This window comes from Pseudomonas sp. MDT1-17 (genome assembly GCF_054898105.1).
Genome location: NZ_JBUBVM010000001.1, coordinates 16,054 through 36,896 on the forward strand (window position 1 = coordinate 16,054; position 20,843 = coordinate 36,896).

A 20,843-nucleotide genomic window follows, 5' to 3' on the forward strand; every position below is an offset into this window, starting at 1 on the left:
ACGACAAGGGATAGGCAAACGGTTATGTTTATGACTAATAGCAACGATAAGAGTGGGGAGCTTTTGGGTCAGGAGCGGCGCCGCCGCTGGAGCCCAGAGCAAAAACTGGCCATGGTTCGCGAGAGCCTTGAGCCCGGACAAAGCGTTTCGGTGATGGCCCGGCGCAACGGCATAAATGCCTACCAGCTGTTCCTGTGGCGCAAGCTTTACCAGGACGGCAGCCTGTCGGCGGTCAGTGCTGGCGAGGCCGTGGTGCCGGCCTCCGAGCTGAGTGATGCGCTCAAGCAGATCCGTGAACTGCAACGGATGCTGGGCAAGAAAACGATGGAAGCAGAAGTCCTCAAAGAGGCCGTGGAGATTGCCCGGTCGCGAAAATGGATTGCGCACTCACCCTTGTTGCCGGGGGACGATCAGTGAAGCTGGTCAGCGAATGTCTCGGTGTGGCGCGCTCGCAATTAACGGTTCGAATCAAGCAATCGGTATCGCCCAAAGTACGGCGAAGCAGGCCTGTGGACGATGCTGCGCTGGTGGTCGAAATCCAGCAACAGGTCAGCGAGCTGCCCAGCTATGGCTACCGTCGTGTCTGGGGATTGCTGCGTCGCGCCCGTGAAACCCAGTTGCTGCCAGCGATCAACGTGAAGCGGGTTTACCGGGTGATGCGTGACCACAACCTTTTGCTTGAACGCCGGATCAAACAGCCCGGCGTGCCGCGTCGGCACGAAGGCCGTATTGCCGTGGAAACCAGCGATACGCGTTGGTGCTCGGACGGCTTTGAGTTCCGCTGCGAGGACGGCGCAAAACTGAGCGTGACCTTCGCCTGGATTGCTGTGATCGCGAAGCCATCGGCTGGGTCGCCAGCCCGACCGGGTACAGCGGCGATGATATCCGCGACTTGATGCTGGAAAGCGTGGAGAAGCGCTTTGGTGATCAACTGCCCACCACGCCGGTACAGTGGCTAAGCGATAACGGCTCGGCATACACGGCCGAACAGACGCGCCTGTTTGCTCGGCAGATCGGTTTGCAACCGGTGACCACACCTGTGCGCAGTCCGCAGAGCAACGGCATGGCAGAGAGCTTTGTGAAGACGATCAAGCGTGATTACGTGGCGCACATGCCCAAGCCTGATCGGGAAACAGCGTTGCGTAACCTGGCCATTGCCTTCGAACACTACAACGAGCAGCATCCGCACAGCGCCTTAAACTATCGCTCACCGAGAGAGTTCAGGCGCTTGGCGGCAGCAACAATTTAACGGGGAGTTGGTGTCCGGTTTTGTAGGGGCAAGTCCACCCGTATCCCATAACCCGCTTCGGCGCCAAAACCCAAGGCAGGAGCCGTATGCGGTACTTCTGCACGTACGGATCTGTGCGGGGGGTGGCAGGTGACTGCCATTCCTAGCGCGACCAATCGCCTCGACCAGTTCCGCCCGGCGTCCATCGCCCTCTGTCGCTCAAATTCCCGTGACAAATATCAGTGGCGGTGCAATTGCTGAAAATTTTATGTGACATAAGTGTCGTTTTGTTCAAAGCACCCTCCATGGGTGTTTACACTCAATAGGTGACACTTACAGTTACGGTATCAGAGTACGTACCTGGCGGTGGAGTTATTTGAGCGGGAACCAGCCCGTACACGGTGGTCACCTGCGGAGAGCCATTGCCAGTCACCGATAGGGTATCGGTATTTACAATGCTACCCCAGCGCAAGGTACGGTTGCTGTCGCGATAGAGTTCATAGGTGAGCAACTCGCTGTTAGGACCTAACATTCTGCGTACCGCACCGTTGGCATTCAGTCCGTTGTCTAGGCTGATGGAGTAGGGGGTGCCATTGGTGCATTGGGTAGTCAGTGTCGCCGTGTTGTAGACCGCTGCGCTCAGCAACCCCTGGCTGCCAAAATTAAGCGCGCTGACCGCATTGATAAGACAATGATTGGTAATGTTGGCGGTCACGGTGAAGGGGAAAGTATAAGGTGTCACTGTTTGACCGCAGGACGCTGGAGCGTTACTGTTGCCGTTTGCGGTTTGTATAGTTACCACCGCATCGTTGGAGCTGCCAAAGCTGCTGTTGTAGTTACCCGCCAAGGGCGCTGGTTGTGCCGCGATTACTTGCCCATACAGGGTGGCGCTGCCGCTGGTAGTACCGTTCCCCGACACTACAAAGATGGCGTTGTAGGGTGTTGGGTTAACCGAAGACAACATCGATCCCCATAACTGAGTGCGTGCACTGTCGCGGTACAGCTGAAACTGCAATGTCGAGCTCGATGGCCCACTCATCAGTCGGTTCGACCCTTGCAACCCACTGCCGCCATTGCCAATATTGGCGCAGAAATTTACATGTACGGGCTGAGGGTTAGTGTTGGTACAGCTGTAACTGAGGGTCGCTGTAGCGACGGCGCTTGCGGTCAATACGTTAATGTTGCCGAAGGACAACGGCGACATGGCAATGCTGCAGTTGATTGCTGCGTGCGTTGAAATGGCCGGCAACCAAAACGCTACAAGTTTCCATAACGATAAATGACTCAACCAGCGGGATGAACTCATGTCGCAGTGTTCTCCAGGCAGGTGAACGGGCCGAGTTGCGGGATGCTGTCATCCTCGGACACAAAGTTGAACGACACCTGGCAAACCCCGCTGGGCGTAGTGACCTCAAGGGTGTTGTTCGTTTGCAGTGTCTCCAGATAGGTGGCGCCATCAAAGCCCACTATGGCGGTCTCGTCCGAGACCTTCCCGCGCAGATGGACCTGGCTACCCAGCGGTAGCGGCTGGCCCCGTGGGTCGATCAAAATCACAACCGCGGCCCTTATGGGCTCGATGGCAAAATGCACTAAGGCGCCAGCACGGTCACTTGGGGTGACCATGGCCTGGACTTGCTTAATGCGAAGATTGGCCGGCAGGGACAGCGGATCGATTTCCACCTGGTTATTTTGATAGGCCCGTAATGGTTGGAGCAATAGCCTGCCTTGGCTATCGGTCTTGCCAACCAGGTTGTTTTCCAGTTTGATCGGTACGCCGGCCACCCCGTCGGTGCTAACCACCGCGAACCCGTCCTCGATGCTGCTGCTGGCGAATACTTGACTATCCATCAAGACCAGCGCCCCACGGGCATCGGCATAACCGTACAGATCGTCGTTGAGGGAGCTGCCTCCCACATCCACCTGACCATATGGGCCGAGATAGTCGAGCTGGGCCTGGGCACTCCGCAGGCCAGCTCCGTCCAGTAGGCTGGTACGCCACCCCCAGCCGCCTTGGCTGGGCAGGGCCTGGCTGGCATCCAGTGAGAGTTGAGTCATTGCGTTGTAACGACGTAAGCCGCTGCTGACGCTGGTGCTGCCCCAATTGAGAGTGAAACCCAAAGCCAAGCTACGGTCCTTACTTTCATCGAGGTTTTGATTAAGGCTAAGGTTCATCGATAGCGCGCGGTTTAGCGTCTTCGACCAATAAAGACTGGCAAAGCGATCGGCCGGCCTGCGCGCATGGCGCAAGTGCATATAACTGACCCCTACATTCCCCATTAAGGAAGTGCTATAGCCTGCCAGGGCACGGGCGCTGAGTTCTGGAATCGGTGCATCGTATAACGAGGCGATGTCGGCATACTCTCCCTGGGTGCGGGTGATATCGGCATCAAGGTTGTAGCGCCGATTGTTCCAACTGTAGCCTGTGCTGTACTGAAAACCGTTGTGCCCAGCATGGCGGCTGCGCGCGAGAGAGCCGGACAGCACACCGCCGCGCTCACCCAGAAGGCTGACGGCACCGATTCCGGCATTACCCAGTTCAGTGTTACCTTGGGCCTGTATTTCGGCGGTTAACCGATCACTCACGCCATAGCGCCAAGTTCCACTGGCAACCGGCTTATCATCGTAGTCGAAGGAGCTCAGGCCATAGTTTTCGCGGACGAATCCCAGCTCTGCCGCCCCATCCGACACTCCCCGTTGCAAGAGTTGCTGGCTGTTGTACAAGGCAAAGTCCAGGGTGGTGGCATGGCCTAAGGCATCAGTCACCATTAGTTGCGCCGTACCGGCACCATTGATCATAGGTGGACTGGTAAGCTGAAAAGGGCCAGCAGGTACCTTGCCGCTGTATTGACGCAGACCATCAACATACAGCTCGACTTCAGAAGGCAAAGTCGCCGAGCCGATAAAGGCCGCCAAAGGGGTATTGGTACGATAGGGTTGCAAACCAAAATTGCGACCCAATTGGATGCCCGCTATCCGTGTTGGACGCGACCAGGACTGTGAGGTAGTCAGCATGTCGCCCAAACGCACGGTCAGCATGTCTTCGGGCATGGAGTAACTCCAGGTACTATCCAGCCGGATATGACTGTTAGACAGTGGCGTCAGTTCGCCATGATACATCTGTATCAAACCACTGTTGCTTAACAGTCCCACCGCACCAAAGGCCCGCAGTTCAGCAAAACCGCCAAGGCTGTAGGTCGAATCCCTCTGTCCGGCGGCATGCAGGCTATAATTGAGTAACATTCCAGGTGCTGTGCTGGCGATGCTGGCTTTCTGCAGCGGAGCATTCAGTATGGTCGTAGAAAGATTGAGCAGGTCTAATGCCACGGTGAATGTGATGCGTTGGCCCCGTTCGTCATAGTTGTACTGTAGCCCCTCCATGTTCTGCAAAGATAAAGAGTCAGACGGGAACTTTTTGCTATTACTCAAGTTAAAACCGATTTTCTCCAAGTTAGCCTTGGTCGCGTAAAGATGGCCCTCGCGTAGATCAAAAGGCAGCAGGCCCACGCGGGTTCCGTTGAGAACGACGTCCAAGTACAGAGGCATATTAGGCCCCGGTGTTTTGCTGGTTATCATTCGCTCAACACCTTCAGTAGCCAAGGCCGCGGAGTGCACCGCGCCCATAAAACTTAATGGCGCCAACTCAGCGAGAAGGATCAACCACCAAGGACAGCGGCTGCTTGCTCTGCTCGCCATTGATCATAACCTCAAGCGTTCCACCGCCTGCAAAGGCGCTGGCGGGACTCTTGAGCACCCAGCGCATAATGGAACCTGGCAGTACATAGCCCAGTAATCCTGGGGTGATGTCGTAGCGATTGCCGGAGGCTTGAAGAAAACTCAATGCGGCTAATTGCGCATGAGCGGGACCGCTGTTGCTCACCTGTAATACAACCTGTTCGCCGTCGCGTTTCAGGCTCCACTGTAGGATCGGCCTCGGAGCTATGCCACTGGAGGGTTGCACGAAAACCGGCAAGCTGTAATTGAGGACAAACTGCAAGCCTTTGGGCGCGCCTACTAAAGGGAGGGGAAGTTCATCGATTTTCAGGCGATAGGTGCGCTCCGCGCCAACGGGCTCAAAAGATAATTTCCCAGTGTGTATCACTCTCACCAGTTGGCGCTCGCCGGCAGCCAGTTGCACCATAGGGGGGCTGACGACCAACTCATTGGAGGGGGTAAGTCGGTCCTCCCCATTCACTTGGGTCCAGCGAAATACCCGAATCTGGGTGCTGATTCGGGCCTCTCCGGTATTGCTCAACCAAAGCCCGTCGGCAGGTTGCACCGCGGAAAGGCTAAGCCCAATAGGTGTTACCTGCAGGCCCGCTGCTTGTACCGTCTGAGTCAACATAAGAAATGCAGAAAGCAACAAACTATGCAGTTTAAGGCTGGTGTTCGGGCGTCGGTGCAGATTGTCCATCGAATTAATAATTCACGGTGACGGTGACGGTATCGCTATAAGTATCGGGAGTGGGTGCAGTCGTAAGAGCCGCAATACTCGCGTAGACGCTAATCGTTTGCGCCGCACCGTTTCCTGTTCCCGCGACACCATTACCCACGATGGTGGCGGTGGCGGTATTGCCCCAAATGGAGCCAGAGGCTGAGGTCTGGCGAAGTTGATATGCCACAGTATCGGTATTTGGACCTGTTCCTATCAAACTACCGATACCCGTTGTATTGGCACTCGCATTCAGGGATGTTAAACCGATAAAGTACGGTGTGGTTTTTGAACATTGCACCTTAAAGGTTCCGGTGGCGCTAGCACCGCTATTAACGATAGTAGTTGCGTCTACTGGGCCGAAGGTTATGGGTGTGGGGGTGAGAACCGAACACGACTTGGTCAAGGTTAATGTGACGGGCAGCGTCCCCGTCGCGGTGGCAGCACTGACACCTTGGATTAGACCGGAACAGGATATAAAAACCAACGCTTTTATTAGTGTCTTCTTGTTGATGTGCATGAAACCCCCTATTACCTACCAGTTAATTTTTAACGATTTCTGCAGCGAAAGCGCCGCTGCATTTACGGGCTGATGCTCAACAAAGCCGTAACACAACCATTTTTCATCAGGGACCTCTAATAAATGCATCGCACGTCTATGCCGCCTCTTATATTGCTTACAGATGGAAAAATTTAAAGCCAGCACCGAAAGGTCATAATATGTAAGTCTAGGTGTTTAATGAAGGCCCGCACGTAACAGATGAGAAATTCACGAGGCCGCCATTAAAAATCACAACTATTCACCTCGAGGGTCGGTTATTTTGCGTTTTGAGCACTTAACAACAAGTAGGGGCGCTTTAGAGTTCGGGAATAATCGTACGCTAGCGTACGTTACCGAGTCCGATGGACTTCACACCCCTTTTATTGCTAGATGAATGGGATGCCAACTTTGGTGGAAATAATAAACTGCTTGTTTACTCAATGATTAATGAGGTGGCATATAATAAGTGGATTATCGAGGTCCGGCACGGCCATGCGATGGCACAGACCGATGGCTATTCCGACTCGTCCAGCCTGACCGAATAGTGGGGTTGAAGATGCGGGACTCCCTTGCTCGCGCTCAGCGCTTGGTGATGCTGTTCTAGCCTTACATCAGTGAGACATCATGCCATACGGTACCGACTCGCTGGCAACTGTCGGGCTGGAATAACTTGTGATTATTTAGTCGCGCGGGAAAAAGCTGAAACGATACACCAGCTGTCAACCTGCGGCTTGGGATATGGAACGAATCCACGGTTACTGGAACGATCAGCCCCTGTTGTGGGAAGCACGCCCCCTTGCTGATTGCCTCAGTGCGTTTCGTTCCTCTAGGCAGAAAAGGTCTTTAAACCTGGGCTCCCCCGGGTTTTTTCTGCCTGCTGTCCGGAAAAACGACTTGTAGGCTTGGTGTGGGCCAAAGTCCAATTCGACGACATTTAATTTTGCAAAGCCCCTCCCCCTTCATTACCCCAAACGAATGACCTTTTCGTGCATGGCTCATTGACATCTTTTAACCGACTGGATAACTCCAATATAAAGTTATATATAATCATTTATTACTCTTGCACGGACATGCATTACAAACTCTACTTCCGATGAGGAGGTGGGCACTCAGGAAGGGGGAAATAAAGTTCAGTCTGGAGTACTGTATGCACAGTGAAGCTCATATTGTTATGGAAGATGTTTAATCGCGGCTTCGGTCGCGCGATACTCAATGATCAAAGACATAAGACCCTCCAGGGTATTTATACTCAAGTGAGCAGGATTGTTGATTTAAATGAAATCCGTTTAAATAGCTTGTAACTTCATTATCGGCTGTCTGAGGCTTAGCGTGAAGAGTCGTTGAATCGTTACCTCTCTATGGCTTTTCCCCTTCTCTTCTAAGATGCGGCAGCATTGGCTTTTGCCCGTATTCGGATAATGGTTTGACGGGAGGTAGCATAGTCTCTGGCCAGTTTGGAAACGGAGATCCCTGTCGTCAGTTGCTCCAGTACTTCGAGTTGCTTGCTCGGCGACAGTGCCTCACGGCGTCCCGAGCGAACTCCACTGGCCCGGCTGCGCGCTAACCCCGCGTGGGTGCGCTCAATCAGTAAATCCCGTTCAAACTCGGCCACCGCCGCCAGTACGCCCATGGTCATTTTGCCGGCCGGGCTGGTGAGATCCATTCCGCCCAGGGCGAGGCAATAAACCCGGCCCCCTCCCCTGCTAGGCGTTCGACGGTGGCGCGCAGATCCATCGCGTTGCGTCCAAGGCGGTCCAGTTTGGTCACAATGAGAATGTCGTCAGGTTCCAGACGATCAATCAGTTTGGAAAATGCGGGACGGGCATTGGCGGCTATGCCGCCGCTGATGCATTCGACGACAATCCGCCGTGGATTGACCGTGAAGCCCGCGGCTTCGATTTCCATGATTTGGTTATCGGTGGTTTGGTCCGGGGTGCTGACGCGTGCATAAATGAAGGTTTGAAACTTCATCATGGCACCTGGATGCCAACTCGCGACTTTCGCCACGGCCTCAGGACGGGGAAGTCCCTTTCATTCGCTAAGGAAACTCTGAAAAAGACTTCCATATTTGGTGAAATACGCACCTCATGAACAGAACGGTTGAGCCCCGATGAAACAGATGTCCTTCGCCGATGCCGAGTACGCCGGCAAACGTAAGCAGACCCGCCGCGAGCGCTTCCTGATCGAGATGGATCAGGTCGTGCCCTGGAAGGGCTTGGTTACTTTGATCGAGCCGCATTATCCAAAGGGCGAAGGGGGCCGTCCGGCGTATCCGTTGATGGCCATGTTGCGCGTTCATTTGATGCAGAACTGGTTCGGCTACAGCGATCCGGCGATGGAAGAATCACTATATGAAACGACGATTCTGCGCCAGTTCGCGGGCTTTAATCTGGATCGGATTCCCGATGAAACCACGATCCTCAACTTCCGCCGCTTGTTGGAAAAACATGAGTTGGCAGGCGGGATTTTGCAGGTCATCAATGGCTATCTGGGCGACCGTGGCCTGCTGTTGCGTCACGGCACGGTGGTCGATGCGACGATCATTCACGCGCCGAGTTCGACCAAGAACAAGGACAGTAAACGCGATCCCGAAATGCACCAAACCAAGAAAGGGAATCAGTATTTTTTTGGTATGAAAGCGCACATCGGCGTCGATGCCGAATCCGGCTTGGTGCATAGCCTGGTGGGCACGGCGGCCAATGTGGCGGACGTGACGCAGGTCGATCAGTTGCTGCACGGTGAGGAAATTTACGTGTGTGGCGACGCCGGTTACACCGGCGTGGATAAACGTCCCGAGCATCAGGATCGCAAGATGATCTGGTCGATTGCCGCCCGACCAAGCAGCTATAAAAAGCACGCAAAAAAGAGTCTGATCGGGCGCATGCGACGCAAGATCGAATACGCGAAAGCGCAGGTGCGGGCCAAGGTTGAGCATCCGTTTCGCGTGATCAAGCGCCAGTTTGGTTATACGAAAGTGCGCTTTCGTGGTTTGTCGAAAAACATCGCGCAGCAGACAACGTTGTTCGCTTTGTCGAACTTGTGGATGGTGCGAAAACGGTTGATGGGTATGGGCGAGGTGCGTCTGTAATGCGGGCCAATTGCCCTGAAACAGTGCAATTAGAGGAAAGAACCGTGGATTAAGGACAAGAAAGGCCTGATTTTCGCCGACTTATGATTTTTTGAGCCTCAAGTAGTGAGGGCATCAAAAATCGGTGGGTACTTCAGACCTTCCCTAAGCATTCAACCTGTCAGGTTGAGGTCATAGAAGTTGACGCCAAGCCGTCAGAAAATGCAGACAGCGGCCCTATTCTGACGCTGCGAGAGTGAATCACCTGACGCTAGGTTGAGGTGTACTTCAACTGGACGCGACAGCGGGTTACGTTGGTTTCAGCGGTAAACTTCTCGACGGTTGCCAAGCTGTACAACCAGTATCCGTAAGGCGCCGTCCTGAATCTCGCAGATTACTACGCGATACCGCCACAAGCCACCCAATGGGCCTGTAAGCGCCTTGCCAGTAGTTCTCGGATCATCCCTGCTGGACACCCGCTCATCCATAAAGTCAAGAATGCGCTTCGCTGACTGCTTGTCGAGCTTCCGCAACTGTGTTTTGGCCGTGTCGGTGTAATCAATCGTCCAGGCCAAGGTCTTTCCTTACGTCCGCAGCAGAGTGAACGACCTCTGTATTTTTACGGACACGCTCCAGGACTTCAGCCGCGAGGTAGTAATCCTCAAGGTCAGTCAGGCCATGATCGATGATTTCGCGCAGATAATACGCCTTGGTACGCCCGGTGCTTGTCGCCAAAAAATCTAGGCGCTGCTCGGTTTCGGGTGCCAAGCGAATGGAAGTGGCCATGTCTAAAGCTCCCATGTGATACATGCATTCATGTTATCACAAATCTGCGCGTATGCTTGGCCAAGTGCGGGCGAAGCTACAATTTGACGACATTTAGACTTCCCGTCACGGCCCAAACGGCCGCCACTTTCATGTACGTTCCCCCGGTGTCAGGATAGTTGTCGCCTCTCCGAATTTTCCTGAAAAAGCATATCGGGGGCGGAAAGAGACTGGTCGTGCCGTACTATTCACCTGAACGCAAAGCCGCATTACTCAAGATGCTGCTTCCCCCGCTGAACCTGACGATGGCCGAGGTTTCCCGGCGTGAAGGGGTTAGCGAAATGTCTTTGTCCAACTGGCGCAAGAAGGTCAGTTCTGAAGGAAGCGCAGTGCCTGAAGACAAGCCACTCCCCGACAACTGGTCTGCTGAAGCCCGGTTCGCTGTCGTCCTTGAAACCGCCGGTCTGTCGCAGCTCGAACTGGGTGAGTACTGCCGACGAAAAGGTCTGTACCCCGAACACGTCAGCGCCTGGCGCCAAGCCTGTATCACGGGGCAGCAGAGTGTTCAGAACCAACAAAAGGTCGACCGCGAACAATCTCGCAAGGACAAGAAACGTATTCAGCAACTTGAGCGCGAACTGCTGCGTAAAGACAAGGCGCTGGCCGAGACCGCCGCGTTGTTGGTGCTGCGAAAAAAGCTCAACGATTACTGGGGGATCGACAACGAGGACACCTGACCTCTTTGCCGGAACGGCAGTTGTTGGTGGCTTGGTTGATCGAAGCCATCGTGGCCGGTGCTCGAAAAATCAGAGCGTGCCAGGAGGTGGGGCTGTCGCTCAGAACCTTGCAGCGATGGACGCAGAGTGAGGATGTTCAAGCCGATGCCCGCACAACCACCGTGCGGCCCACGCCACGTAATGCGTTGAGCGAGATCGAACGACAAGCGATCGTGACCCTGTGTAACAGCCCGGCGTATGCCCATTTGCCGCCGAGTCAGATCGTACCGAGGCTGGCTGACGAGGGGCGTTATCTGGCGTCGGAAGCGACGTTTTATCGCATCCTGCGTGCAGCCGGTCAGCAACATCATCGGGGCCGTAGCCAGCGACCCAGACGGCATGCGGCACCGACGACGCATGTCGCCAAAGCGCCCAATCAGGTGTGGTCGTGGGACATCACGTATTTGCCGTCGCCGATACGCGGCAAGTACTACTACCTGTATTTGATCGAAGATATTTACAGCCGCAAGGCCGTGGGCTGGGAAGTTTACGAAGAAGAAAGCGGCGAAAAAGCGGCTGCGCTGCTGCAACGCAGCGTGATCGGCGAGCAGTGTTTACACGAGCCGCTGGTGCTGCACTCGGACAATGGTGCGCCGATGAAATCGCTGACGCTGTTGAGCAAGATGTACGACCTGGGCATCACGCCGTCCCGTGGCCGACCGCGAGTGAGCAACGACAATCCGTACTCGGAGTCGCTGTTTAGAACGCTGAAATATTGCCCGCAATGGCCGCCGGAGGGTTTTGCCGGCTTGGACGCCGCACGCGCTTGGGTGAGAGATTTTATGCGTTGGTACAACAACGAGCACCGGCATAGCCGGATCCGCTTCGTGACACCGGCTGAGCGGCATCGAGGGCTGGACCACCAGATCCTGGCGCGGCAGCATGAACTGTACCAGCGAGCGCGCAAGAAAAGCCCGGAACGTTGGTCAGGCCAGACGCGGAACTGGGAGCCGATAGGAGCGGTGATGCTGAATCCGGATCGGGAGCAGCAGGACGAGAAAAGAGCGGCATAGTTGAACGGTTGACGCGACAACTACCTTGAAGTGCGACACGAAGTCGCTTGTAGAAGTTGTTCCCGCTTCAACTGAGGGAACCACCAATGTCACTTGGTGAATCTAGGAGTCTGAATAAAGAGCGACTCTGACAATGCAACGAAGCACTGCAAGGTGCGGGGTATCAATCGCGAGAGGCGTACTCTTCTGGCAGCCATACGCCGGTGTAGTGCTAGATAGTTGGTATGGTGAACACATGTGAATCTGCGCTAAAGGTCGTTAAGTTGAACAAGCGGAAATGGCTATTGCGCTTGAACCAAAACGGTAACGGAGGTGGGAAGAACGCTTTTCAAGTGCGCCTTCGTGACCCGCACGCCTCCCGGCTCATAGCAGGCACCTAACCCGACATACTTCTGCAAGTGGAACGTGGGAATCCCGTATCGCTCCCTTCGGGGACAGCAGGCCGCAAGGTTTGCCAATGGCGGTGCGGAAACAGGATCGAGGACAAAGCGAACGCCGCCCTGTAATGGGACGGATAGGGATTGCAACATCACCCCACGCGAAAGCGGGCAGACTTCCTCATGGTCTCTCTTCACAAGAGAATTTTTAGAACCATCTAAACGGGAGGAGAGCAAATGAATGCTGCAACACTGGCGTGTGCACCTTCCGGCGTGGCATGGGACGGCATTAATTGGGCCGATGTCCAGCGCCATGTAAGACGGCTGCAAACGCGTATTGTGAAGGCCACCCAGGCCGGCAAGCACAACAAGGCGAAAGCCTTGCAATGGCTGCTGACCCACTCGTTTTGCGGCAAGGCATTAGCCGTCAAGCGAGTGACTGAAAACAAAGGCAAGAATACCCCCGGCGTGGACAAGGTGACGTGGAAAACGCCGAGGGCAAAGACCAACGCGATTGCGTCGTTGAAGCGGCGAGGTTACTCGCCTCTTCCGCTTCGGAGAGTGATGATTCCGAAAAAAAATGGCAAGACGAGGCCGCTCGGCATACCCGTGATGAAGTGCAGGGCTATGCAAGCGTTGCATTTGCTGGCCCTAGAACCGATCGCGGAAACCACCGCCGACCTGAATTCTTATGGGTTCAGGCCGGAACGCTCGACTGCCGATGCCGGTGAACAATGCTTAACTTGTTTGGCGCAAAAGGCGAGCGCGCAGTGGGTGCTGGAGGCCGACATTCAAGGCTGTTTCGACAAAATCAGTCACGACTGGATGATCACCAATATCTCAACGGACAAGGTGGTTTTAAATAAGTGGCTCAAGGCGGGATTCGTGTATCAAAACAAACTCTTCCCCACCGGCTCCGGCACCCCGCAAGGGGGCATAATATCGCCAGTGTTGGCAAACATGACGTTGGATGGCCTCGAACTGATGCTCTCGGAAAAATTCCCGAAAGCGAGGAGGACAGGCCGGAAAATGAACATGGTGCGTTACGCGGATGACTTCATTATTACTGGTAATTCGAAAGAGTGGCTGGAGCAAGAGGTCAAGCCCGCAGTGGTTGAATTTCTGGCAGAACGTGGGCTAGTCCTGTCACCTGAAAAAACCAAAGTAACGCACATCAAGGATGGGTTTGACTTCCTCGGATGGAACATTCGCAAGTACAGCGGCAAACTGTTGATGAAACCGTCGAAAGCGAACGTCAAAGCGCATCTTGGCAAAATCCGCGAAGTCATAAAGGCCAACAGGCCGGCTAAACAGACTGACCTGATAAAGCAGCTCAACCCTGTGCTACGAGGATGGGCGAATTACCACAGCCATGTAGTCGCCAAGAAAACCTTTACTCGAATCGACTCCAACGTATGGTCAATGCTATGGCGATGGGCGGTAAGAAGGCACCCGAACAAAGGAGCCCGGTGGGTCAAGGAGCGCTACTTCAAGACCAGAGGCACCCGAACTTGGGTATTTGCCGCAACAGAAGAAAAAGAAGATGGAGCGAAAAGGGAGCGTATCCTGCTCGCAGAATCGGATACGCCAATACAGCGGCACATCAAAATCAAAGCGGACGCGAACCCGCACGACCCACAGTGGGAGCAGTATTTCGAGTCCCGATGGGGCAAGAAAATGCTGAACTCGCCGAAAGGTCGCGGGAAGCTTTACCGTGTCTGGCGGAGGCAAGATGGCATGTGCTCCACCTGTCAGAAACCAATCACCAAGAACACCCCTTGGGATGTTCGCGGTATTGTAAAACGGACTGACGGCGGATCAGATGCAGCAAGCAACCTGCAAATGCACCATCTCAATTGCCGTAGAAATCAGCAACACGCCAAAAACGAAGTTGGGTAACCGGGTGTCGAAAGATGCCTTAGTGGAGGCTTGAGCCGTGTGCGTTGAAAGGCGCATGCACGGTTCTTAGGGGGCTGGACGCGGGTAACCGCGTCTGGCTACCCGACAAATGCCGCGTTACCCAACCAATACATGGAAGAGCTACCGTGGCGTATTCATGGAATGATCCAGACACTTAGGATTTGTAGACTCTTACTGATGAAGAGCTCGCGTTGTTGCCAGGCATGACAGATAAAGGTCGAATCGATTTCGCCTGTCCGGTAAACGGTCGTTTGCCGGCCTTTTCAAAAAGTGTCCGTCAATCTGCTTCTTTAACGAGAAACCGGACAATATAATTTCCGGACGAGAAGCGGACACGAGGACACTGCCCAAATGGCATTGATTGGATATGCACGGATCTCCACGGAGGAACAGGACACCGCCCTGCAGACCGATGCGCTCAGCAAGGCCGGCTGCGAGCGAATTTTCACGGATACGATGTCGGGAGCCACTTCGGAGCGTCCAGGCCTGTCGTCGGCGATGAAATTCCTGCGCGAAAATTACGTGCTGGTCGTCTGGCGACTAGATCGTTTGGGGCGTTCCCTTCCGCATCTGATCGAGGTCGTAGCCGGGCTTGAGGCACGCGGTATCGGATTTCGCTCCCTGACCGAGACCATCGACACAACAACGTCAGGTGGCCGGCTTATCTTCCACGTCTTTGGCGCCCTCGGACAGTTTGAGCGCGAGGTGGCAACACGGCTTAAAGTCGGGAAGACGGCGCTCTACGACGCTTTGCGGGAAACCGGTCAACAGACTTAGAAAAGCTAAATGTCGTCATAGTCGGGTAAGGATATGCCGTTGCCGGCACATCCTCCCCTAAAAACCGTGCGTGCGACTTTCACCGCAGGTCGCGGTAGGGACGGCAGTTACCTGCCGCCCCCCGCACAGATCCGTACGTGCGGAACTACCGCATACGGCTCCTGCCTTGGGTACGTGACGCAAAGCGATCCTCAGGATAAGGATGTGCATTTCTGGGTCTTGGTATATAGAGGTCGGCAAGGCGTCCGTAGCGTGACCATTGAAGCCGATGACGCTGGCTGCGACGTTTGAGGGCTTGCCGCCATAGACGGCATACCGCCAACCGAAAACCGCCAAGACGTATCAGGTTTCCCGGCACTGCGTGGTAATTGAAGTACCCACTGACAACCCGGTTAAGCCACTGACCCACGACCCGAACAGGCTCATGACGTCGGCGTTTCAGCTCATCCCGGATAGCCAGTAGCGTTGCACGCATTCGCTTCTTGACCGTCAGTCGCAGTATTTGAAACCCACCGCTTCTGTTGGTACTACAACAGTGCGTGAAGCCCAGGAAGTCAAATGTCTCCGGTTTACCTAAACCTCGCTTTCTACGATTTCTTGCAGCAAAACGACCAAACTCAATCAGCCGTGTCTTCGAAGCGTTGAGCGATAAACCGAACCTGGCCAGCCGTTCCCGCAATTGCTCCAAGAACTGCTGAGCCTGCCATTGCGTCCTGAAACCCACCACACTGTCGTCCGCGTAACGCACGACAATCACATCGCCACGGGCGTGGCGCTGGCGCCACTGCCTTGCCCATAGATCCAGCACGTAGTGAAGATAGATATTCGCCAGTAACGGCGATATCACTGCGCCTTGGGGAGTCCCCTTGGTCGCAGCCACCCTACGGCCATCCTCCATAACACCCGCTTGAAGCCATTTGCAGATCAGTCCGAGCAGGCGCCGGTCTGCAATCCGGTGTCCTAGAAACATCAGCATCCATTCATGGTCGATCTCATCAAAGAACGACGTGATATCCGCATCCAATATCCAGTTCACCTTCTGGCCCTTCAGCGCGACCGTCAACGCATCCAGCGCATCGTGCTGACTACGTCCCGGCCGAAACCCATACGAGAAACCTAGAAAGTCTTCTTCGTAGATCGCATTCAGAACAGTGACAACTGCCTGCTGTACGATCTTGTCCTCCAGAGAGGCAATGCCCAGCGGACGCTGCCTGCCGTCGGCTTTGGGAATGTAGACCCGCCGCGACGGCGTTGCTCGATAGGCTCCACTGTGGAGCCTTGCGTGCAGATCGGTTACCCGCTGGAGAAGACCTTCCTCATATTCTCGCCACGACATGCCGTCCACGCCCACCGCCGCATCGCGGCGAAGCGCATAAAAGCTCTGCGCCAATAATTGCGGTGTGATGTGGTGCAGCAATGCCGTGAACTGCATGCCCTTATCCCTTCGGGCTGCTTCACGTACACCTTCAAGTCCCATCGACGCGCAACTGATCTGGCTCTGTGTCCGGGGCGCGGGGGACGTGTCGGTGTTTCCCTTGGCTACGTCCCTTTCCTCCACCATCTCCGCAGGGCTAAGCCCCTTGTTCGATGGCTTCTCAGGTACTACGGACGTATCCGACTTCTCAGCGACGTAGACAGCAGGGTTACGGCTTTTGGCCTTTCCTACTCCGCCCGGTGCTTGCGCACCGGGCATCGCTGAGATCTCCCAGTTTCTGTGCGAAGGACTTCCCGACGTGCACAGGGTCTCCGACCGCGCGGGATCAGAGCATGACTGGCGTATAACGCCATGCTCCATATTGCCTTCTGCTTCGCATAACAGCATCGGCATCCCGGATTCCTGATTACGCGGCTCAATGGCTGGCCCATCGGTTTCCCCTGTCAACGCTTCACCCTGCACCTCACGGTGCAACATGCATGACTCGGGGTCTGGTTGATTCGCCATTTCTTACCAGTATCGAACTTTCATCGACTATCCTCCGCCAGCTTTAACTGGCGCACTATGCGTCCGGGCATCACGTCTTGCTTGATTAAACCGGCTGCCACTTATGCGGAAGCAGCTGCTCGATTTCACTCGCCCGCTGCGTCGGCAGGCGCGTGAGAACATCCTTTAGATAGGCGTACGGATCATGCCCATTCAGCCGCGCAGACTGGATCAAACTCATAATCGCTGCCGCCCTTTTTCCGCTGCGTAGCGATCCGGCGAAGAGCCAGTTCTTGCGTCCAAGGGCCCATGGTCGGATCTGGTTGTCGGGTAGTCAGACGCGGTTACCCGCGTCCAACCCCCTAAGAACCGTGCATGCGAGTTTCCCAGCACACGGCTCAAGCCTCTACAAAGGCACTGTTAAGTACCCGGCTATACCTCTTTAACATTGGCGTACTGCTGAACTCTGGGGCAACGCAGATTATAGATCTCAAGATTGATGCTGCGTCCGTTCCGCCGTCGGCCAATTTTACGATGTGGCGGCTATGCCACGGCGTATCTTTAGTAACGGGCTTATGACAAACAGAACATAGGCCGCCTTGCTGTAGCCAGACGCGATACAGCTTCGCCCGTCCCTTCGTTGATTTGAGCATTTTCTTGCCCCATCGGAACTCAAAATACTCATCCCAATTGGGGTCATGCGGGTTGGCAGCAGCCTTGATCTTGATGTGCCGCACTATCGGCGTGTCCGATTCCTTCAGTAAGGTGTATTCCCTTGCCTTACCGTCTGCGTATTTTTCAACGGTGGAGAACACCCACCGGCGCGATCCTCGGACTTTGAAATACCTGTCCTTGACCCACCGGATTCCTTTGCGCGGATGCCGCCTCACCGCCCAGCGCCAGAGCATTGTCCAGACTTCGCTGTCTACCTGATTGAAGACTTTTTTGGCGACCACGTGGCTATGATAGTTCGCCCATCCCCGTAAAATCGGGTTGAGCAGCCCGATCAAATTGACCTGCTTGATCGACTTGTTGGTCTTGATCACTTCCCGGAGCTTGGCAAGGTGAGCCCTGATGTTCGCTTTCGATGGCTTGATCAGGAGCTTGCCGTTGTACTTGCGCAAGTTCCATCCGAGGAAGTCGAACCCGTCCCCTATGTGCGTTATTTTGGTTTTTTCCGGAGAGAGGACAAGTCCACGCTCTGCCAGGAACTCAACCACAGCGGGCCTGACTTCATTCTCCAGCCACTCTTTCGAACAGCCAGTGATGATGAAGTCATCTGCATAACGCACCATCTGCATTTTTCGGGCTGTCCACTTTGCATTGGGAAACCTCTTCGCCAGCATCGCTTCCAACCCGTCCAGCGCCATGTTCGCCAACACCGGGGATATGATGCCTCCCTGCGGGGTTCCGGCGTGGCTGGGGAATAGCTGATTCTGATAGACATAACCGGCCTTGAGCCATTTCTGCAAAATCGCCTTATCCATAGGGATGTGGGCGATCAACCAGTCATGGCTGATATTGTCGAAACAGCCTTGAATGTCGCCCTCTAACACCCACTCCGCGTTTGCTTTTCGTGACAGCACACCAAAGCACTGTGCGGCGGCATCCGCAGTTGAACGTTCCGGCCTGAATCCATAAGAGTTCGGGTCGGCGGTGGTTTCCGCTCTCGGTTCCAGAGCCAGCAAATGGAGCGCCTGCATGGCCCGGCATTTCATCGCGGGAATTCCGAGAGGTCTCGTCTTGCCGTTTTTCTTCGGAATAAGCACTCTCCGAAGCGGAAGCGGCGAGTAGCCTCGCCGCCTCAATGACGCTATCGCACAGATCTTGGCCCCCGGTGTATTCCAAGTGACCTTGTCCACCCCGGGGGTATTTTTGCTTTTGTTTTCAGACACCCGTTTCACGGCCAATGCTTTGCCGCTAAACGAGTCAGTCAGCAGCCATTGCAGGGCTTTAGCCTTGTTATGCCTGCCGTCTTGTACAGCCTTCACAATACGCGCTTGCAGCCCTCTGACTCGACGTTGAGCGTCGGCTCAGTTGATGCCGTCCCACGACGTGCCGGAAGGTGCACACGCCAATGCTGCTGCGTTCATTTGCCCTCCCTCCGTTGAAAGGGTTCTACATACTCTCTTGTGAAGAGAGACCATGAGGACATCTGCCCGCTTTCGCGTGAAGTGATGTTTCAACTTCTATCCAGCCCGTTACAGGATGGCGTTCGCTTTTTCCTCGTTCCTTCGCCCGCACCGCCATGGGCCGTTTTTGCAAATGGCTGTCCCCGAGGGGAGCGATACGGGATTTCCACGTTCCGCTTACTGAAGTACGTCGGGTTAGGTGCCTGCTATCGACCGGGAGGCCTGTGGGTCACGAACGCGCGTGCAGAAAAACGCTGTTCCCACCTCCGCTACCTTTTGGTTCGAGCGTATAAGCCATTTCCGCTCGTTCAATTTAACGATCTTTACGCAGGTTCACATGTGTTCACCATACCGACTATCTAGCCCTTGTCCGGCCATGGCTGCCAGAAGAGTACGCCTCTCACGATTAGTACCCCGCACCTTGCGGTGCCTCGTCACATTGTCGAAAGCGCTCTTGATTCAGCCTTCTAGATTCACCCGGTGACACGGGTGGTTCCCTCAAAGGGGAACAACTTCTGTAAGCGACTTCGTGTCGCACCTCCGCCCAATTATTGTCAATGGGTACGGCCCCGTCATTGAGGTAGCACGACAGCGCTGCCCAGCGTTTCAGGCTGTAATCCAGCGCTCTGCTGATGGCCGAACCTTCGGGCACAAGTTCACGCTGGGCAATCATCCAGGCATGCAGCCTATTCATCACCGGTGCGGCTTTTTCTTGCCGTATCCGGTACCGTAAATCCGGCTCCAGGTCGCGCACTTCGCTTTCGATTTCGTACAACAACTGGATGTAGCGCAGCGCGCTCGGCGATTTGGCTCTTGTTCGTTGCGTGCAACTCGAAGAACTTGCGCCGGGCGTGGGCCATGCAGCCGATCTCGGTCACGCCGAGTTCGAAGCTGGCCTTATAACCGCCAAAATCGTCGCAGACCAGCTTGCCTTTCCAGCCTTGCAGGAAGTTGCGAGCATGCTCACCGGCGCGGCTGGGGCTGAAGTCGTAGACGACAGCGGCTGTTTCGCAGAACTGGCTGGTGGCGTAAGCCCAAACATAAGACCGGTGGGTTTTTTTCGAGCCCGGAGCGAGCATCTGCACGGGTGTTTCATCCGCGTGCACAACCTGCTGCCCGATCACTACGTCACGCAGGGCATCGACCAGTGGCTGCAACTGCACGCCCGTAACGCCAACCCATTGAGCCAAAGTGGAGCGTGGAATCGCCAAGCCGGCACGACCGAAAATTGATTCCTGACGGTAAAGAGGCAGATGGTCAGCGAACTTCGCGATCATGACGTGCGCAAGTAATCCGGCAGTCGGGATGCCCTTGTCGATGACCTGCGCCGGAACCGGCGCCTGGATCAGCGTTTCGCAGTCATCGCAAACCCACTTGCCACGAACATGGCGCTCAACGGTGAACACGCCCGGCGTGTAGTCCAGCTTTTCGCTGACATCTTCACCGATGCGCTTCAGTGCGCAGCCGCATGGGCAGTGAGTGTTGTCCGGTTCGTGATGGATCAACGTGCGCGGGAATTCTGCCGGCAATGCCGTGCGCTTGGGCTTTTGCTTTTTCTCGGTCGCCGCTGGTGCTATTTGCAACGCCTGAAGCTCGGCCTCAATCGCCGCAATATCGGTATCGATCAGGTCATCCAGCAGGCTGGCCTGCTCAGGATTCATCTGCTCACTGCGCTTGGCAAACTTCAAACGCTTGAGCTGTGCGATCTCGTGGGTCAGCTTCTCGATCACCGTTTGATCGCGGTTGATCTTCTTGCCCATGGTTTCGACCGTTCTGCCCATGGTCTCGACTTGCGACAGCAGCTGCGCAGCGAATGCACGCAGTTGGTCGGGAGTCATTTGATCGAGATTGGGCGAGGAAGTGTCGGGTAGCCCCAGATCATTACTGATCCGGGGCC

12 protein-coding genes and 4 pseudogenes are annotated in these 20,843 nt (G+C 55.1%); 5 read left to right on the forward strand and 11 right to left on the reverse strand.

What is annotated here, in order from left to right; translation table 11 throughout:
* Nucleotides 1-30 precede the first annotated feature (30 nt).
* Nucleotides 31-1,249 (forward strand): annotated as a pseudogene (locus tag ACYZTX_RS00045) (IS3 family transposase).
* A 298-nt stretch (nt 1,250-1,547) separates the two neighbouring features.
* On the opposite strand, the gene ACYZTX_RS00050 reads toward ACYZTX_RS00045, so the two are convergent.
* From ACYZTX_RS00050 to ACYZTX_RS00070, 5 genes and pseudogenes are all read right to left on the reverse strand, one after another.
* Nucleotides 1,548-2,534: a Csu type fimbrial protein gene (locus ACYZTX_RS00050; RefSeq protein WP_462032453.1), complete on the reverse strand. Its 987-nt coding sequence runs from the start codon at nt 2,532-2,534 to the stop codon at nt 1,548-1,550.
* Nucleotides 2,531-4,801, reverse strand: a complete 2,271-nt coding sequence (locus ACYZTX_RS00055; RefSeq protein WP_462032454.1) for a fimbria/pilus outer membrane usher protein — start codon at nt 4,799-4,801, stop codon at nt 2,531-2,533. Before ACYZTX_RS00055 ends, ACYZTX_RS00050 begins: the two co-directional genes overlap by 4 nt.
* Nucleotides 4,802-4,868: 67 nt before the next feature.
* Entirely contained in the window at nt 4,869-5,639 is a 771-nt protein-coding gene (locus ACYZTX_RS00060) for a fimbrial biogenesis chaperone (RefSeq protein WP_462032455.1), read from the reverse strand.
* Between the two features lie 4 nt (nt 5,640-5,643).
* Nucleotides 5,644-6,177, reverse strand: a complete 534-nt coding sequence (locus tag ACYZTX_RS00065; protein ID WP_462032456.1) for a Csu type fimbrial protein — start codon at nt 6,175-6,177, stop codon at nt 5,644-5,646.
* Between the two features lie 1,399 nt (nt 6,178-7,576).
* Nucleotides 7,577-8,169 (reverse strand): annotated as a pseudogene (locus tag ACYZTX_RS00070) (recombinase family protein).
* A gap of 139 nt (nt 8,170-8,308) precedes the next feature.
* Here ACYZTX_RS00070 and ACYZTX_RS00075 point away from each other — a divergent pair.
* Complete coding sequence (locus ACYZTX_RS00075) at nt 8,309-9,286, forward strand: IS5 family transposase (protein ID WP_462032457.1); 978 nt, start codon at nt 8,309-8,311, stop codon at nt 9,284-9,286.
* Nucleotides 9,287-9,585: 299 nt separating this feature from the next.
* Here ACYZTX_RS00075 and ACYZTX_RS00080 read toward each other — a convergent pair whose 3' ends face one another.
* Together ACYZTX_RS00080 and relB are read right to left on the reverse strand one after the other, a co-directional pair.
* On the reverse strand, nt 9,586-9,840 hold the full coding sequence (locus ACYZTX_RS00080; protein ID WP_462032458.1) for a type II toxin-antitoxin system RelE family toxin: 255 nt from the start codon (nt 9,838-9,840) through the stop codon (nt 9,586-9,588).
* Nucleotides 9,824-10,051, reverse strand: a complete 228-nt coding sequence (gene relB / locus ACYZTX_RS00085) for a type II toxin-antitoxin system RelB family antitoxin (RefSeq protein ID WP_005730594.1) — start codon at nt 10,049-10,051, stop codon at nt 9,824-9,826. The genes ACYZTX_RS00080 and relB overlap by 17 nt, the downstream gene beginning before the upstream one ends.
* Before the next feature lie 215 nt (nt 10,052-10,266).
* Between relB and ACYZTX_RS00090 the strand changes: the two genes are divergently transcribed.
* From ACYZTX_RS00090 to ACYZTX_RS00100, 3 genes are all read left to right on the forward strand, one after another.
* Nucleotides 10,267-11,819, forward strand: a protein-coding gene (locus ACYZTX_RS00090) for an IS3 family transposase (protein ID WP_462032459.1) whose coding sequence is annotated in 2 segments (ribosomal slippage) — nt 10,267-10,729 and nt 10,729-11,819 — 1,554 coding nt in all. Because the reading frame shifts where the segments join, the coding sequence is not laid out codon by codon here.
* A gap of 614 nt (nt 11,820-12,433) precedes the next feature.
* Nucleotides 12,434-14,095, forward strand: coding sequence for a group II intron reverse transcriptase/maturase (gene ltrA, locus ACYZTX_RS00095; RefSeq protein ID WP_462032460.1), 1,662 nt, complete (start codon nt 12,434-12,436; stop codon nt 14,093-14,095).
* Between the two features lie 372 nt (nt 14,096-14,467).
* Nucleotides 14,468-14,893 (forward strand): recombinase family protein, encoded by a 426-nt coding sequence (locus ACYZTX_RS00100; protein ID WP_462032461.1) that lies wholly within the window; start codon nt 14,468-14,470, stop codon nt 14,891-14,893.
* 145 nt (nt 14,894-15,038) lie between these two features.
* Here ACYZTX_RS00100 and ltrA (ACYZTX_RS00105) read toward each other — a convergent pair whose 3' ends face one another.
* The 4 genes and pseudogenes from ltrA (ACYZTX_RS00105) to tnpC all read right to left on the reverse strand — a co-directional run.
* On the reverse strand, nt 15,039-16,805 hold the full coding sequence (ltrA, locus tag ACYZTX_RS00105) for a group II intron reverse transcriptase/maturase (protein ID WP_462032462.1): 1,767 nt from the start codon (nt 16,803-16,805) through the stop codon (nt 15,039-15,041).
* A gap of 115 nt (nt 16,806-16,920) precedes the next feature.
* Nucleotides 16,921-17,142 (reverse strand): annotated as a pseudogene (locus tag ACYZTX_RS00110) (transposase domain-containing protein); the annotation flags it as partial.
* 70 nt (nt 17,143-17,212) lie between these two features.
* Nucleotides 17,213-18,805, reverse strand: coding sequence for a group II intron reverse transcriptase/maturase (gene ltrA, locus ACYZTX_RS00115; protein WP_462032463.1), 1,593 nt, complete (start codon nt 18,803-18,805; stop codon nt 17,213-17,215).
* Between the two features lie 679 nt (nt 18,806-19,484).
* Nucleotides 19,485-20,784: pseudogene (gene tnpC / locus ACYZTX_RS00120) on the reverse strand (IS66 family transposase); the annotation flags it as partial.
* Nucleotides 20,785-20,843: the final 59 nt, after the last annotated feature.

Bases quoted from the DNA above. Each gene is read 5' to 3' on its own strand.
- ACYZTX_RS00075 (WP_462032457.1), top strand. From the start codon at position 8,309: ATGAAACAGATGTCCTTCGCCGATGCCGAGTACGCCGGCAAACGTAAG.
- ltrA (WP_462032462.1), bottom strand. From the start codon at position 16,805: ATGTTGCACCGTGAGGTGCAGGGTGAAGCGTTGACAGGGGAAACCGAT.
- ACYZTX_RS00060 (WP_462032455.1), bottom strand. From the start codon at position 5,639: ATGGACAATCTGCACCGACGCCCGAACACCAGCCTTAAACTGCATAGT.
- ACYZTX_RS00050 (WP_462032453.1), bottom strand. From the start codon at position 2,534: ATGAGTTCATCCCGCTGGTTGAGTCATTTATCGTTATGGAAACTTGTA.
- ACYZTX_RS00065 (WP_462032456.1), bottom strand. From the start codon at position 6,177: ATGCACATCAACAAGAAGACACTAATAAAAGCGTTGGTTTTTATATCC.
- ltrA (WP_462032460.1), top strand. From the start codon at position 12,434: ATGAATGCTGCAACACTGGCGTGTGCACCTTCCGGCGTGGCATGGGAC.
- ACYZTX_RS00100 (WP_462032461.1), top strand. From the start codon at position 14,468: ATGGCATTGATTGGATATGCACGGATCTCCACGGAGGAACAGGACACC.
- relB (WP_005730594.1), bottom strand. From the start codon at position 10,051: ATGGCCACTTCCATTCGCTTGGCACCCGAAACCGAGCAGCGCCTAGAT.
- ACYZTX_RS00055 (WP_462032454.1), bottom strand. From the start codon at position 4,801: ATGATAACCAGCAAAACACCGGGGCCTAATATGCCTCTGTACTTGGAC.